Source organism: Amycolatopsis sp. cmx-11-12 (assembly GCF_046269425.1).
Lineage (GTDB): Bacteria > Actinomycetota > Actinomycetes > Mycobacteriales > Pseudonocardiaceae > Amycolatopsis.
The window spans coordinates 343,847-358,792 of the sequence record NZ_JADNQM010000002.1 but is presented as its reverse complement, the minus strand read 5'-3'; the positions used below and the strand labels follow the sequence as shown (position 1 = coordinate 358,792).

The 14,946-nt window shown below is 69.4% G+C and carries 16 protein-coding genes; 9 read left to right on the top strand and 7 right to left on the bottom strand.

The window, feature by feature from the left end:
* Positions 1-3 precede the first annotated feature (3 nt).
* The gene (ccsB, locus tag ACLARN_RS04145; protein WP_409489926.1) at positions 4-975 is read left to right on the top strand and encodes a c-type cytochrome biogenesis protein CcsB; all 972 of its coding nucleotides are present in this window, start codon (positions 4-6) and stop codon (positions 973-975) included.
* A gap of 79 nt (positions 976-1,054) precedes the next feature.
* The gene (locus ACLARN_RS04140) at positions 1,055-2,413 is read left to right on the top strand and encodes a MinD/ParA family protein (protein WP_409489925.1); all 1,359 of its coding nucleotides are present in this window, start codon (positions 1,055-1,057) and stop codon (positions 2,411-2,413) included.
* Positions 2,414-2,421: 8 nt separating this feature from the next.
* Here ACLARN_RS04140 and ACLARN_RS04135 read toward each other — a convergent pair whose 3' ends face one another.
* Positions 2,422-2,604 carry a hypothetical protein gene (locus tag ACLARN_RS04135; RefSeq protein ID WP_005151794.1) on the bottom strand — a complete coding sequence of 61 codons (183 nt, stop codon included), beginning with the start codon at positions 2,602-2,604 and terminating at the stop codon, positions 2,422-2,424.
* Between the two features lie 149 nt (positions 2,605-2,753).
* Entirely contained in the window at positions 2,754-2,966 is a 213-nt protein-coding gene (locus tag ACLARN_RS04130; protein WP_409489924.1) for a BldC family transcriptional regulator, read from the bottom strand.
* A gap of 236 nt (positions 2,967-3,202) precedes the next feature.
* On the opposite strand from ACLARN_RS04130, the gene ACLARN_RS04125 reads away from it, so the two are divergent.
* Genes ACLARN_RS04125 through ACLARN_RS04115 form a run of 3 tightly spaced genes read left to right on the top strand, consistent with a single transcriptional unit; the run spans position 3,203 to position 5,060 of the window.
* Positions 3,203-3,676 (top strand): Lrp/AsnC family transcriptional regulator, encoded by a 474-nt coding sequence (locus ACLARN_RS04125; RefSeq protein ID WP_409489923.1) that lies wholly within the window; start codon positions 3,203-3,205, stop codon positions 3,674-3,676.
* A gap of 11 nt (positions 3,677-3,687) precedes the next feature.
* Entirely contained in the window at positions 3,688-3,981 is a 294-nt protein-coding gene (locus ACLARN_RS04120; RefSeq protein ID WP_076164269.1) for a DUF4229 domain-containing protein, read from the top strand.
* Positions 3,978-5,060: a PLP-dependent cysteine synthase family protein gene (locus ACLARN_RS04115; RefSeq protein WP_409489922.1), complete on the top strand. Its 1,083-nt coding sequence runs from the start codon at positions 3,978-3,980 to the stop codon at positions 5,058-5,060. The genes ACLARN_RS04120 and ACLARN_RS04115 overlap by 4 nt, the downstream gene beginning before the upstream one ends.
* A 300-nt stretch (positions 5,061-5,360) precedes the next feature.
* Here the strand turns inward: ACLARN_RS04115 and ACLARN_RS04110 are convergent, their stop codons facing one another.
* The 4 genes from ACLARN_RS04110 to ACLARN_RS04095 form a co-directional block, all read right to left on the bottom strand.
* Entirely contained in the window at positions 5,361-6,230 is an 870-nt protein-coding gene (locus ACLARN_RS04110) for a 1,4-dihydroxy-2-naphthoate polyprenyltransferase (protein WP_409489921.1), read from the bottom strand.
* 93 nt (positions 6,231-6,323) lie between these two features.
* Positions 6,324-6,482, bottom strand: a complete 159-nt coding sequence (locus ACLARN_RS04105; RefSeq protein WP_168214479.1) for a hypothetical protein — start codon at positions 6,480-6,482, stop codon at positions 6,324-6,326.
* Positions 6,483-6,545: 63 nt separating this feature from the next.
* Positions 6,546-7,670, bottom strand: a complete 1,125-nt coding sequence (menE, locus tag ACLARN_RS04100) for an o-succinylbenzoate--CoA ligase (RefSeq protein WP_409489920.1) — start codon at positions 7,668-7,670, stop codon at positions 6,546-6,548.
* A 297-nt stretch (positions 7,671-7,967) separates the two neighbouring features.
* On the bottom strand, positions 7,968-8,891 hold the full coding sequence (locus ACLARN_RS04095) for a 1,4-dihydroxy-2-naphthoyl-CoA synthase (RefSeq protein WP_409489919.1): 924 nt from the start codon (positions 8,889-8,891) through the stop codon (positions 7,968-7,970).
* Between the two features lie 57 nt (positions 8,892-8,948).
* On the opposite strand from ACLARN_RS04095, the gene menD reads away from it, so the two are divergent.
* The 3 genes from menD to ACLARN_RS04080 all read left to right on the top strand — a co-directional run bounded on the left by menD (position 8,949) and on the right by ACLARN_RS04080 (position 12,710).
* Positions 8,949-10,625: a 2-succinyl-5-enolpyruvyl-6-hydroxy-3-cyclohexene-1-carboxylic-acid synthase gene (gene menD, locus ACLARN_RS04090; protein ID WP_409489918.1), complete on the top strand. Its 1,677-nt coding sequence runs from the start codon at positions 8,949-8,951 to the stop codon at positions 10,623-10,625.
* Between the two features lie 98 nt (positions 10,626-10,723).
* A complete protein-coding gene (locus ACLARN_RS04085) occupies positions 10,724-12,244 on the top strand; it encodes a M1 family metallopeptidase (protein ID WP_409489917.1) in 1,521 nt (506 codons plus the stop codon).
* 22 nt (positions 12,245-12,266) lie between these two features.
* The gene (locus tag ACLARN_RS04080; RefSeq protein WP_409489916.1) at positions 12,267-12,710 is read left to right on the top strand and encodes a DUF3592 domain-containing protein; all 444 of its coding nucleotides are present in this window, start codon (positions 12,267-12,269) and stop codon (positions 12,708-12,710) included.
* Between the two features lie 158 nt (positions 12,711-12,868).
* Here the strand turns inward: ACLARN_RS04080 and ACLARN_RS04075 are convergent, their stop codons facing one another.
* Positions 12,869-13,699 carry an inositol monophosphatase family protein gene (locus ACLARN_RS04075; protein ID WP_409489915.1) on the bottom strand — a complete coding sequence of 277 codons (831 nt, stop codon included), beginning with the start codon at positions 13,697-13,699 and terminating at the stop codon, positions 12,869-12,871.
* Between the two features lie 111 nt (positions 13,700-13,810).
* Between ACLARN_RS04075 and ACLARN_RS04070 the strand changes: the two genes are divergently transcribed.
* The gene (locus tag ACLARN_RS04070; RefSeq protein WP_409489914.1) at positions 13,811-14,929 is read left to right on the top strand and encodes a glycosyltransferase family 4 protein; all 1,119 of its coding nucleotides are present in this window, start codon (positions 13,811-13,813) and stop codon (positions 14,927-14,929) included.
* Positions 14,930-14,946: the final 17 nt, after the last annotated feature.

Below are 14,946 nucleotides of genomic sequence, written 5' to 3'. Positions count from 1 at the left end.
GTCATGCCGATCAACGAGACGCTGTCCCAGTACAGCGACTACTCCTACACCACCGCGGCGGCGCTCTACGTCGTCGCGCTGATGTTCGCCCTCATCGAGCAGGGTTTCGGGGCGAAGGGCCGCCTGGCGGCCGAACGCAGCATGCAGCGCTCCCGCGAACTGGTCGGTGCGGGTGGTCCGTCGGTGACCACCGTGACGCCCGTCGAGCCCCCGCGCGAGATCGGCCGCCCCGAGCGCATCGGCCGCATGGGCGCCGCGCTGCTGGTGCTGGCCGCGCTGCTCCACCTGTCCGCGATCGTGCTGCGCGGGCTCGCCGTGCACCGCGCGCCGTGGGGCAACCTCTACGAGTACGGCATGGCCACGACCTTCATCGCCGTCGTGACCTGGCTCGTCATCATGCGGAAGTTCCCGGTCCGCCACCTCAGCGGCTTCCTGCTGCTGCCGGTCGTGATCCTGATGTTCGTCAACGGCACCATGCTGTACACGACGGCCGCGCCGGTGCAGCCCGCGTTGCAGTCGTACTGGCTGATCATCCACGTTTCCGCGGCGATCATCGGCTCGGGTGTCTTCCTGGTGCCGGGTGTCGCGAGCGTCCTCTACCTCTTCCGCGCCGCCCACGACGACAACCCGGCGAAGTTCGCCAAGTTCGGTTCGAAGCTGCCCGCCGCGGACGTGCTCGACCGCATCGCCTACCGCACCACCATCTTCGCCTTCCCGATCTTCACCTTCGGCGTGCTCTGCGGCGCGGTGTGGGCCGAGGCGGCGTGGGGCCGGTTCTGGGGCTGGGACCCCAAGGAGACCGTCGCGTTCGTGGCGTGGGTCGTCTACGCGGCGTACCTGCACTCCCGGGCCACCGCGGGCTGGCGCGGGAAGCGGGCCGCGATCATCAACATCGTCGGCTTCTCCGCGACGATCTTCAACATGTTCTTCGTGAACCTGGTGACCTCGGGCCTGCACTCCTACGCCGGGGGCTGACCGTCGCCGCTGCACGCGAGCCGACTACCGTCAATACTGAGGTAATGGGGGAAGACGTGCGCGGAGGAGGAATTCAGCGGTGACCGGACCCAGTGAAGAATCGGCTCCTGGCCACCCCGAACCCACCGAGAGCGCCCAGCCCTCGGAGTTGTTCTCCGAGGACAGGACGGACTCGGCGCCGCATCCGGCCGCGGGCTTCGAGGCGGAGCCGACGCAGGTCGTCCAGCCCGAGTACCCGCCACAGGCCCAGTACCCGCAGCAGCAGGCCCAGCCGGGCCAGTACGCGCAGCAGCCCGCTCAACAGCAGCAGCCGCTGCCGCAGCCGTCGCACGGGCAGTACCAGCAGCCCTACGACCAGAACCTGCCGCCGTTGCAGCCTCAGCAACCCCAGCAGCAGGCCGCCCAGTACCCGCCTCAGCAGCAGTACGCGCCGCCGCCGCAGCAGGCTGTCCAGCAGCCCGCGGTGCCGGGGCTCCCGCAGCCGCAGGGCAGGCACGCCCTCCCGGACGAACTCGCCACCGCGAGCCTGGTCAAACCGCAGAAGCGCAAGCCGCAGTCGGGCTGGCGCAAGGCGCTCTACGTGGGCACGGGGAAGCTCCTCAACCCGGGGGAGAGCCCGGCCGACACCCGCAAGCGTGAACTGATCGCGCAGATCAACCAGCCGCTGCGCGGGTGCTACAAGATCGCGATGCTGAGCCTCAAGGGCGGCGTCGGCAAGACCACCACGACCACCACGCTGGGCTCGACGTTCGCGTCGCTGCGCGGTGACCGGGTCGTCGCCGTCGACGCGAACCCGGACCGCGGGACGCTGTCGCAGAAGATCCCGATCGAGACCACCGCGACCGTCCGGCACCTGCTGCGGGACGCGGACAAGATCACCAGGTACAGCGACGTCCGTTCGTACACCTCGCAGGGCGGGAGCAGGCTGGAGATCCTCGCCAGCGAGCAGGACCCGGCGGTTTCCGAGGCGTTCTCCGAGGACGACTACCGGCGCACGGTCAACCTGCTGGAGCACTTCTACAACATCGTGCTCACCGACTGCGGGACCGGTTTGATGCACTCGGCGATGAAGGGCGTCCTGGACGTCGCGGACGCGCTGGTGGTGGTCTCGTCAGGTTCCGTGGACGGGGCGCGCAGTGCTTCGGCGACCCTCGACTGGCTGGAAGCGCACGGCTACGGCGACCTGGTCAAACGCTCCGTCGCGGTGATCAACTCGGTGCGGCCCAAGGGCGGCTCCGTCGACCTCGACAAGCTCTCCGCGCACTTCGGCGCGCGAGTCCGTTCGGTCTGCCGCATCCCGTTCGATCCGCACCTGGAAGAGGGTGCCGAGATCGAACTGGACCGGCTCGACGCGGACACCCGGCTCGCGCTGCTGGAACTGGCCGCCACCGTCGCCGACGGTTTCGGCGGCCAGCAATACCGGCAGGTCCAGCCCTAGCGCTGCTCTTATTCTTTGTCCTCGTCTTTACCTTTGCGCTGCTGCTCACCGAGCTTGCGCAGGAAGTCGGGGTCGTCGTCCGGGGCCAGTGTCGGTCGCGACGAGGGCACCCCGACACGCTCGATCCCGAACGCGCGCCACAAGACAACAGCGACGGTGAGCGCTCCGATGGCCGCGAGCAGATAGATCATGCTCGGCCCCTTTCCGCGTGGAGGACGTTGCTCAGTCCCACGAGGCTAGCCTCTTTGCCTCGCGCGGGGGGACTCATGGATACCCCAATGTGACGAAGGGTCGTTTCGTACCCTTCGTCACTGGAGTCTCTTTTACGAGAAATGCCAGGTCAGACCCTGCGAGCAGGCTCGCTGGCGTCGGTGGTGAGTTCGGCGAGGAGCTCGTTCACTTCGGCCTCACGGAACCGGCGGTGCCCGCCGGGAGTGCGGATCGAGCCGATCCGGCCCGCGGTCGCCCAGCGGGTCACGGTCTTGGGGTCAACCCGGAACAGGGCCGCCACTTCGCCGGGGGTGAGCAACCTTCCGCCCATCGTCGCGGTCATTTTCCGCCTCCTTCACAGCTCCACTGCTAAACCGGAAGCCGTCGTGCCGGGTAGCCAACACGGCAATCGTTGCATCTCACCCGTCAGGTACTCGAACGGTTGTCCAACAGTAAAGAGCCCTTAAAGGTCAAAACCGACAACCGCGACATGCGCCTCCGGGCGCCGAGGTCTTGTCATGGATGTATGAAAACGCGCCCTGGTCATGCGAATCGGGCCGTGGCACCTAAGGTGTAGCGGTGGACCAGGTGGATCGGAAGATCATCGCGGCATTGCGTGAGAACGGCAGGGCTACCTACGCCGACCTCGGCCGGTCTGTCGGGCTGTCGGCCTCATCGGTGCACGAGCGGGTCGGCAAACTCGAGGCCGCCGGCGTGATCACCGGCTACCACGCCATGGTCGATCCGAGCACGGTCGGACTCGGGGTGACGGCGCTGGTCGGCATCCACCCCACCGACACGGCGAGCGACGAGGACGTCGCGGACGCGCTCGGGGCACTGGACGAGGTCGAAAGCTGCTACGCCGTCGCAGGTGACGAGGCATTCGTCGTCAAGGTGCGAGTGGCGACCGTCGACGACCTGGAGGCGGCGCTCAACCGGCTGCGGCGCATCCCCGGCGTCGGCCGGACGAACACCACCGTCGTGCTCTCGACCCGCTTCGAAGGGCGGCCCAACAACGCGGGCCTGGAGGACGGCCGCAACGGCAGCGCGTAGCCTGCGTTGATGTGAGCGACAATCCGGAAATCGCCGATCACCTCGCCCGTGACCTGACGTTGTACGTGCTGGCCAGGTTCGTCCTGGTCGGGGTCATCGGCGGCGGGTTGCTGCTGGTCAACGTCCCGCTGCTGGTCGCGATGCTGATCGGCCTGGTCGTGGGGCTGCCGCTGGGTCTGCTGCTGTTCCGCCCGCTGAACGCGCGCGTGACCGCCGGGCTCGCCCGCCGCAACGAAAAGCGCGCTCGCGCTCGTGCCGAACTGCGCTCCCAGCTGCGCGGCGACCGGGTGGACGGGACAGCGTGAGCCGGCTGCACAGCCGGAGTTGGGTCCGCGAAGCCGTCCGCATCATCGAGGCCGACGCGAACCGCAGCGCCGACACGCACCTGCACGTCTTCCCGCTGCCCGCGGAGTGGGGCATCGACCTGTACCTGAAGGACGAGTCCGTCCACCCGACCGGCTCGCTCAAGCACCGGCTCGCGCGTTCGCTCTTCCTGTACGGCCTGGTGAACGGCCAGATCGGGCAGAACACCGTGCTCGTCGAGGCCTCCAGCGGCTCGACGGCGGTGTCGGAGGCGTATTTCGCGCGGATGCTCGGACTGCGGTTCATCACCGTGGTGCCGCGGAGCATCTCGCCGGAGAAGATCGCGCTCATCGAGTTCTACGGCGGTGAATGCCACTACGTCGACCGCGCGCCGGACATGTACCCGGAGGCCGAGCGGCTCGCTTCGGAGTGCAACGGCCACTACCTCGACCAGTTCACCTACGCCGAGCGCGCGACGGACTGGCGCGGGAACAACAACATCGCCGAATCCGTGTACGCGCAGATGCAGTCCGAGCGGCACCCCGTGCCGGCCTGGATCGTGGTCGGCGCCGGGACCGGCGGCACGAGCGCGACCTTCGGCCGCTACGTGCGCTACAAGCGCCACACCACGAAGATCGCCGTCGTCGACCCGGAGAACTCGTCGTTCTTCGGCGCCTGGGAGACCGGCGCGCTCGACTACGCGACCGGCATGCCGTCGCGGATCGAGGGCATCGGGCGGCCGCGCGTCGAGCCGTCGTTCGTGCCCGGCGTGATCGACGAGATGCTGCAGGTGCCGGACGCCGGTTCGCTGGCGGCCATCCGGCTGCTGCGCGAGCGCACCGGGCACTGGGCGGGCGGCTCGACCGGGACGAACCTCTTCGGCGCGTTCACGCTGATCTCGCGGATGATCTCGGAAGGCCAGGCGGGCAGCGTCGTCACGCTGCTGTGCGACGGCGGCGAGCGGTACGCCAACACGTACTACAACGACGAGTGGCTGGCGCAGAAGGAGATCGACATCGCGCCTTACCAGGAGATGTACCAGGAGTTCCTGGTGAGCGGGAAGTTCCTGCCGGAGCTGTGACGGCCTACCTCAGGGTCTGCCGGATCACCAAAAGAGCGGGGGACCTTTGCTATCGCCGGGGGCGCATTTAGTGGGCCGCGCACCGGGCAAGCGGCACAGGTAGTGGTCCGAAGCGGGAAACCCAAGGGATGAACGGTCCGTTCATCCCTCTCGCCGCGCCCTCGGGGCCCGACGTGAGCTGGATGTGGTGACCGGCCCTTTCGTGCCGCACTGTGTGGATTTCGGGACGTCAGATGTCCCGAAATCCACACGGTCACGCCGCAAAGGGCCGGTCATGACCGGGAAGCGGCGCCAAAGTGCTCAGAGCGAGAGCGCGACGGCGGTCAGGATCGCCCACCCCAGCATGGCGAGACCGGTGTCCCGCAGCGCCGGGATCAGCGCTCGTCCCTGTTCGCCACCGCCGACGGCCTTGACCGACTTCAGCAGCAGCGGCGCGGTCAGCAGACCCAGCAGCGCCCACGGCGTCACGAACGCGAGGAGCACGCTGACGACGTACGGCACCGCGATCAGCACCAGGTAGAGCCGCCGCGTGCCCTTGTCGCCGAGCCGGGTGGCGAGCGTGCGCTTGCCGGACTCGATGTCGGTCGGGATGTCGCGGAGGTTGTTGGCGGTCAGCACGCCGGTCGAGAACGCGCCGACGGCGACCGCGCAGCCGAACGCGGTCCAGCTGATCTGTCCGGCTTGGACGTACACCGTGCCCAGCACGCCGGCCAGCCCGAAGAAGACGAAGACCGCGATCTCGCCGAAACCGTAGTAGCCGTAAGGCTTCTCGCCGCCGGTGTAGAACCAGGCGCCGAGGATGCAGACCGCGCCCATCGCCAGCAGCCACCACAGCCCGCTGATCGCGACGAGCACGAGCCCGAGGACCCCGGCGAGCCCGAGGGCGACGAGGGCGGCCGCCAGCACGGCCTTCGGCTTCGCGACACCGGAGCCGACCAGGCGCAGCGGCCCGACGCGGTTCTCGTCGGTGCCGCGGATGCCGTCGGAGTAGTCGTTGGCGTAGTTGACGCCGACGATCAGGGCGAGTGAGACCAGCAGCGCGAGGACCGAACGGAGCCAGGAGAAGCCGTCGAGCGCGACCGCCGCGCCGACCCCGGCGACCACCGGTGCCACCGCGTTGGGCAGCGTCCGCGGGCGCGCCCCTTCGATCCATTCACCAGCAGTCGCCATGCCGCCATTCTGGCCCTGGCGACTACCGGCCGGTATGCGGGGCTCGTCACCCGCTCGCGGTGCCGAGCCACCGCGAGCAGGGGACGAACCGTGCTACTTCAGATCTTTGATGGTGTCTTCGAGCGTCCAGGTGAGTGTGCCGCTGTTCGGAACGGCGGTTTCCGGTTCGTCCGCCAGCGCGGGTCCGGCCAAAGCGACCAGACCCATCGTGACGGCGGTGCAGGCCAATACTGTGCGTGTCCAGCGCGTCATGCCTTAGACGTAAACCCGTGGGTAATGATCATGTCAACAACGTCCCAGTGATCGGTGGAGAATTCACGACCTTCGTAGGAGATTCCGTACGGCCGTCCTGTCGACCTTTCCTGGACCTCGCAACGGCAGCTCTTCGGTGAATTCGACCCGCTTCGGGGCGGCCGCCGCACCGGCCTCGTCGCGGCACGCCGCCCGCAGGGCGTCGACGTCGCAACCAGCGCCGACGACGAGTGCGACGACCGCTTCGCCCCACTCGGGATCGGGTACTCCGACCACGCACGCGTCGCGGATTCCGGGCTGTGCGGTCAAGATCCTTTCGACCGCCGCGGCAGCCACCTTCACCCCGCCGGTGTTGATCATGTCGTCGATCCGTCCGAGGATCTCCAGACGTCCATCGGGTGAAAGCCTGCCGCGGTCGGAAGTGCGGAACCGGCCTCCCTCGAAGGACTCCGAGGTCAGGTCAGGTCGCAGTCGGTAGCCGTGCGCGAGCACGTCACCCGTGATACAGACCCGCTCGTCCTCGAGTTCGACGTGTACGCCATCCAGCGGTACGCCGTCGTAAACGCAGCCGCTCGCGGTCTCGCTCATGCCGTACGCGGGCACGATCTTCACGCCCGCTCCGGCGGCGCGCTCCCGTAGTTCCGTGGTCGTCGCCGCGGCGCCGACGATGATCGCGTCGAACGCGCGGGCCGCGGCCAGTCCCGGGCCGCCCGCGTCGAGCAGCCGTCCCAGTTGGGTCGGGACGAGCGCGGTGTAGCGCGGCCCGTCCAGGGCGAGGAGCGGCGAGGCGGCTTCGGCGAAGTCGTCCGGCCGGAAACCGGAGACGTGCAGCACCGACGGTGTCGTCCCGGCCAGCAGCGAACGGACCAGCACCTGCAATCCGCCGATGTACTGCGCCGGGGTCGCGAGCAGCCAGTGTCCCGGTCCGCCGAGCCGCTCGTGGGTGGCGCGGGCCGACGCGGCCAGCGCGGCGGCCGAGAGCAGGACGCCCTTGGGTTCGCCGGTGGACCCCGAGGTGGCGATGATCACCGCCGTCCCGGGCTCGGCCGGGAGTGCCGGCTCCATCGCGTCCCGCAGGGCCTCCGACGCGTAGGGGAGGACGGCCGGACCGCCACCGAGCGCCTCGGCCAGTGCCGAGGTCAGCTCGGTGATCGACTCCGGACTCCCGTCCACCCCGACCGCACGCATCTCGCGACTCTAACCCCGCACTTCGCCGGCGAAGTGACCCTCCGCTCAGCTGCCCTCGCCACTGTCCTTGTCCGAGTGACCGTGGCTACAGCTCTCGGTCTGCACAGGGTCGGCCTGCGGGCCCGCGGATGCGACCCCCGGCGCCGAGCAGCGTCGACACCCGGCAGCTGATGTCCCCAATGCCACATTGGGGACATCAGCCGACGGCACCCCGGAACCCTCCTCCCGCAATTCGTCCTCTGGTTGCGGTAGTTGGTGCCACGAACCACCGCAACCAGAGGACGAAACGCGGGGCGGTCAGTAGTAGTAGGGGAAGGCTGACCAGTCGGGGTCGCGCTTCTCCAGGAAGGCGTCGCGGCCTTCGACGGCCTCGTCCTGCATGTAAGCCAGCCGGGTGGTCTCACCCGCGAAGAGCTGCTGGCCGACCAGGCCGTCGTCGGTGAGGTTGAACGCGTACTTCAGCATCCGCTGCGCGGTCGGCGACTTGCCGTTGATCGTCCACGCCCAGTCCAGCGCCTCGGTCTCGAGGTCCGCGTGCGGAACGGCGGAGTTGACCGCGCCCATCGCCTGCATCTGCTCGGCCGTGTACTCGCGGCCGAGGAAGAAGATCTCGCGCGCGAACTTCTGCCCGACCTGCTTGGCGAGGTACGCCGAGCCGTAGCCGCCATCGAAGGAGCCGACGTCGGCGTCGGTCTGTTTGAAGCGTGCGTGTTCGGCCGAGGCGAGCGTGAGGTCGCACACCACGTGCAGCGAGTGCCCGCCACCGGCGGCCCACCCCGGGACCACCGCGATGACCACCTTCGGCATGAACCGGATCAGCCGTTGGACCTCGAGAATGTGCAGCCGTCCGGCCCTCGCCGGATCGATCGTGTCCGAGGTCTCCCCATCCGCGTACTGATACCCGGAGCGTCCGCGAATACGCTGGTCACCACCGGAACAAAACGCCCAGCCGCCGTCCTTCGGCGACGGGCCGTTGCCGGTGATCAGGACGCAGCCGACGTCCGAGCTCATCCGCGCGTGGTCGAGCGCGCGGTACAGCTCGTCGACGGTGTGCGGCCGGAAGGCGTTGCGGACCTCGGGACGGTCGAACGCGATGCGCACGACACGTTTGCCTGAGCGGCTCTCAGAAGAGCGGTGATAGGTGATGTCGGTGAAGTCGAAACCTTCGACTTCCGTCCACAAGGCGGGGTCGAACAGCTCGGAAACCTGGGCGTCATCCACGTTTGGGAGAATAGGACGTGTGGCCGTGAGTCGTAGTGTGAAATCCGAGGTCTGCCGGTGAATCCTTCCACCGCGCAGGCCAGGGTCATCGTCGACGAACTCGTTCGCAACACCGTCTCGCATGTCGTGCTCTGCCCCGGCTCGCGCAACGCCCCGCTGTCGATCGCGCTCTACGACGCGGCGGCCGCCGGGCGCCTCCAGCTGCACGTCCGGATCGACGAACGCGGCGCCGCCTTCCTCGCCCTCGGCATCGCCGCGCGCACCGGCCGTCCGGTGGCCGTGCTGTGCACTTCGGGCACCGCGGCCGCGAACTTCCACCCCGCCGTGCTGGAGGCCGACCGCGCCGGCGTTCCGCTGATCGTGCTGACCGCCGACCGCCCGCCCGAGCTGCGGGCCGCCGGTGCGAGCCAGGTCATCGACCAGCACCAGCTCTACGGCAACGCCATCCGCTACTTCGACGAGCTCGCCGTCGCCGAACGCCGCGCCGGGCAGAACTCGTACTGGCGCGGCCAGATCTGCCGCGCCTGGAACGCCGCGTACGGCGAATGGCGCTGCGGGCCGGTGCACCTGAACATCCCGTTCCGCGAGCCGCTCGTGCCGGACATCGACGACGACGGCGAGTGGTACGAGTCACTCGAAGGGCGTCCCGACGGCGCCCGGTGGACCGAACTTCCCGACTTCGGCGCGCTTCCCTCGTTCGTGGTGCCCTCGGCCCGTTCCGGCCTGGTCATCGCGTGCGACACCGGCGTGCAGGCCGCCAGCGAGTGGGCCGAGCTGCACGGATGGCCGGTCGTCTCCGAGACCGGCGGTATCGGGCTGGCCGGCGCGACGGCGATCTCGTCCGGTGCCTGGCTGCTCGGCGTCGAGGAGTTCATCTCGCGGCACAAGCCCGAGCAGGTGCTCTGCATCGGCCGTCCGACGGTGTTCCGGCAGGTCCAGCGGATCCTGTCCGATCCCGACGTCGAGGTGCTGCTGGTCCGGCCCGATTCGGACTGGCCCGCGCCCGCGCACAACGTCCGGCAGGTCGGCCAGTGGTTCGACGAGCCGACCAAACCCGCCGATCCGGAGTGGCTCGCCAGCTGGCAGCGCGCGGACAAGGCGGCGTCGTCGGCGGTGGCCGAGGCGCTGGCCGTCGAACCGTGGCCGAGCGGGCTGCGCCTGGCCCGCGAGCTGATCGACGCGGTCCCGGAGGGATCGCTGCTGGTCGTCGGCTCGTCCAACCCGACGCGCGACGTCGCGCTCGCCGGACGGCTGCGGCCGGACGTCCTCGTGCACCGCAACCGCGGCGTCGCCGGGATCGACGGCATGGTCTCGACCGCGATCGGCGCCGCGACCGTCCACAGGGGACATTCGTACGCCCTGCTCGGCGACCTCACGTTCCTGCACGACGCGAGCGGCCTGCTGACCGGGCCCGCCGAGCAGCGTCCCGACCTGACGATCGTGGTGCTCAACGACGACGGCGGGGGCATCTTCTCCCTGCTGGAGCAGGGCGCGCCCGAGCACAACGCCAGCTTCGAGCGCGTCTTCGGCACGCCGCACGGCGCTGATCTCGGTGCGCTGTGCGCGGGCTATCGCGTTCCGCACGTCGTCGCCGAGACGCTCACCGAGTTCCGGGCAGCGCTGAAGCCCGCGCCGGGTCTGCGGGTGGTGGAGGTCCGGGTGGACCGAACGCGCCACCGCGAGCTGCACGCGCGCCTCCGTACGGCGGTGTCGTCGGCTGTGCGGGCTGTCTAGCGGTATTCCAGAGGATAGGAACCCCTCCTTCGGACGTGTCTCCGCGCTGATCGGCTGGCTACGTTCAAGCGCGCTGACAAATCCTGGGAGGATTCGCAATGCGCTTGAAGACTCGCGCCGGCTTCGCCGGATTGACCGCGGGCGTCGTCTCGGTGCTGCTCGTGGGCTCCGCGGCCGCCGCACCCGCGCCTGGTTCGATCGGCGTCGGCGACCCGTACTACCCGCACGCCGGGAACGGCGGCTACGACGTCGGTCACTACGACCTCCGGCTGACCTACCAGCCGTCCACCGACCTGCTGTCCGGTGCCACGACGATCCTGCTCACCGCGACGCAGGACCTGTCGCGGTTCAACCTCGACTTCGGCCTCAAGGTGTCGAGCGTCCGGGTCAACAACCGGCCCGCGCAGTTCGCGACGTCCACCGACGGCACCGGTGAGCTGACCGTCACGCCGTCGGCGCCGCTGAAGAAGGGCCAGACGGCGACCGTCGTCGTGGCCTACGCGGACACACCGTCGAAGGTGAAGATCGACGGCTTCACCGCTTGGAAGAAGACCCCGGACGGCGCGCTGGCCGTCGACGAGCCGCAGAGCGCGGCCTGGTGGTTCCCGTCCAATGACCATCCGACCGACCTGGCCACCTACGACGTCTCCGTCGAGGTCCCGAACGACGTCGCGGCGCTGTCCAACGGCTCGCTCGTGCGCAAGACGGTGCAGCGGCCGGGCTGGACGCGCTGGAACTGGCGCAGCACCAAACCGCAGGCGACGTATCTCACGTCGCTGGAGGTCGGCAAGTTCGAGGTGAACGAGCAGACCACGCCGGACGGTAAGCCGTTCATCACCGCTTACGGCGCCGACCTCGGCGAATCGCTCGGCGCGGCCAAGGCCAGCGTCGAGCGGACGCCGGAGATCACCGAGGTGCTCGCCTCGAAGTTCGGCCCGTACCCGTTCGAGGCGCAGGGCGGCGTCGTCACCACCGGCATCACCTTCGCGCTGGAGAACCAGACGCGGCCGGTGTACGGCGCCAGGGCGTTCCGGTCCGGCTCGAACACCTCGATCGTCGCGCACGAGCAGGCGCACCAGTGGTTCGGCGACAGCGTCACGCTCGGCAAGTGGAGCGACATCTGGCTGAACGAGGGCTTCGCCTCCTACGGCGAGTTCCTGTGGTCTGAGGAGACCGGCGAGGGCACGGCCGACGAACTCGCCCAGTACATCTACGACTCGGCGCCGGCCGAGGACCCGTTCTGGCAGGTCCTGCCCGCCGACCCGGGCGTGGACAACCAGTTCCACGCGGCCGTCTACGACCGTGGCGCGCTCGCGGTGCACGCGTTGCGCAAGGCTGTGGGTGACGACACGTTCTTCCGGATCCTGCAGACCTGGCAGCAGGTGAAGAAGAGCAAGTCCGCGGTGATCGGAGAGTTCATCGCGCTCGCGGAGAAGATCTCGGGCAAGCCGCTGTACGACCTGTTCCAGACCTGGCTGTACACCAAGGGCAAGCCGTCGGTCAGTCCTAACGGGACCCCGGCAGCCGCTCTTCGGGCCGCTTCCGCCCCGGTGGCGCCGAAGTCCTACCCGCAGATCAAGGCGACGCACGAATTCCTCGCCGAGCGACACGCCCACTGACGGGTAGCGCTACGCTCGCGGCGTGACGGCCAAAGCGGAGCGAGTGAGGCGCATCGGGTGGTTTGCCGCCCTCGTTGTCGCCTCACTCGTCACCGTGCTCGGCGTCTCGCTGCTGTTCGCCGCCTTCCGCAACGACAGCTCGATCGAAGCGGAACTCGGGCAGGCGACCGCGCAGGTCGAATCGGTGACGTTCGACCGCACGATCATCAACTACGCCACCCCCGACGGCATCGTCCACAGCCCGGCCAACGGTGTCCTCTACCCGGCGGGCCTTGCCGCCGGGCAGCTGGTGAACATCGAGTACGACGTCGGCGACCCCGAACTCGCGCGGGTGGCGGGCCGCTCGGCGGCGAACACCCTGCTGCCACTGGGCAGCATGATCTTCTTCACCTGGCTGGTCGCGGGCCCGCTGCTGTGGTGGATCCGGCGGCTGAACGCCCGGTCACGGGCCGAGTCCTCCGTCTAATCACGCGAGATCTCCGTCTAATCACGCGAGATCTCCGTCCAATCACGCGTGATCGCCGTTCAATCACGCGAGTTCGCCGTTTCCGCACGGATGGTTCGTGTGACCGAGCGGGCGACTCGCGTGATCAGGCGGCGAACTCGCGTGATTGAACGGAGAACTCAGCCGACCGAGTCCTGCCACCAGCCCAGGACCTCGTCGGCCACTCCCGGAGCCGCGACCAGCAGGGCGTCGACGGGCAGGGCCGAGTCCTCGCCGTGCCGGTCCAGCACCACGGCCCCCGACTCGATGGCCAGCGCGACCGAGCCGGCCACGTCCCACTCGCGGTAGCTGTGCAGCACCGCCGCGGCCGCGTGCCCCAGCGCGACCTGCGCGATCGCCAGCGCCGCCGAACCCAAGACCCGGACCCCGGCGTGCGCGGCGGCGGCCCGTTCGATGAACTGGCCCATCCCCGGCCAGACACCCTTGCGCGTGAGTTCCGTGCAGACGATCGCCCCGGCGGTACCGCGGCGGTCGGTCAGCCTGATCGGCTTGCCGTTCGCCCTGGCGCCGCGGCCGCGCGCGGCGGCGTAGATCTGGGCGCGGTACGGGTCCGCGACGACGCCGACCACCGGTCCCGAAGCGTCGATCAGGGCGAGGCTGTACGCGCACCAGGGAACACCGGCGACGTAGTTCGCGGTGCCGTCCACCGGGTCGACCACCCAGCGGTATTCGGCGACGTCGGCACCGTGGTCGGCACCGAATTCACCGCCGACGACGGGGATGCCGGGGAATTCCGCGGTCAGCACGCGGCGGGTGTGGCGTTCGAGGATCCGGTCCGTGTCGGTGACCCAGTCGAAGGGTGAGTCGTTCAGATCCGGCTGGGCGCCCCGGCCGGCGGTCGCGGTGATCACGTCGGTCGCGTCGTTGGCCAGCCGCCCGGCCACTTCGAGGGCCCTCGACAGCAACCCGGGCTCGACGGGTTGCGGCGGCCTTGACGACAGAAGGGTCATGCCTGCCTAGTGTGGCCGAAACTGGTTTCCGGAACACGACCTTGAGATGACATGTCGTCTGTTCCGTTTTTGTTGGCGTGGGCGTCACAACCGGATGCGAAGGTGAGCATCGTGCGAGTCGCGATAGTCACCGAAAGTTTCCTGCCCCAGGTGAACGGCGTGACCAACTCCGTGCTCCGCGTCGTGGAACACCTCCGCGACCGCGCGCACGACGTGCTGATCATCGCCCCGGGGCCGGGCCCCGAGGAGTACCTCGGCGCCCCGGTCGTGCGCATTCCCGCCCTCGACTTCCCCGGTGTGAACTCCCTCCCGGTCGGGGTGCCGACCAGGACGGTGCTCACCGCGCTGGCCGATTTCGGGCCGGACGTGGTGCATCTGGCGTCGCCGTTCGTGGTCGGCGCCCGCGGTCTCGCCGCGGCCAGACGGCTGCGGGTGCCGTGCATCGCGGTGTACCAGACCGACATCGCCGGTTTCGCCGCCGCGTACGGCTTCGGCCTCGCGGCCCGCGCGGCCTGGCGCTGGGTGCGGCGGCTGCACTCGCGGGCCGACCGCACGCTCGCGCCGTCGTCGGATTCGGTGGAACAGCTGAAACTGCACGGGATCCCGCGGGTGCACCGCTGGGCGCGCGGGGTCGACATCGAGCGGTTCTCGCCGGTCCACGCGGATCCCGCGTTGCGTGCCGAGCTGGCGCCGAACGGCGAGCTGCTGGTCGGTTTCGTCGGCAGGCTCGCGCCCGAAAAGGAGGTCGAGCGGCTGACAGCGCTCGCCGGGGTCGACGGGATCCGCGTGGTCGTCGTCGGTGACGGGCCGCAACTGCCGATGCTGCGCGAGCGGATCCCGGGTGCCGCGTTCCTGGGCGCCCGATACGGCGAAGAGCTTTCCGCCGCGTACGCGAGCCTCGACGTCTTCGTCCACACAGGACCGCACGAGACGTTCTGTCAGGCCATCCAGGAGGCGATGGCGTCCGGACTGCCGGTGCTCGCGCCGAACGCGGGCGGCCCGAAGGACCTGGTTCTGCCCGGTCGCACCGGCTACCTGCTGCCCGCCGACCGGGCCGGATTCGCGACGGCGCTGGTGGACAAGGTGAACGACCTGCGCGACGACGCGCTGCGCGCCAGGCTGGGGGAGAAGGCGCGCAAGGTGGTGCTGGGCCGCACGTGGCCCGCGGTCTGCCGGGAACTGGTCGGCCACTACGAGGCCGTTCAGGGCAAAGTCGCTCGCGCGGCCTGACGCGAAATGCAGCGGCC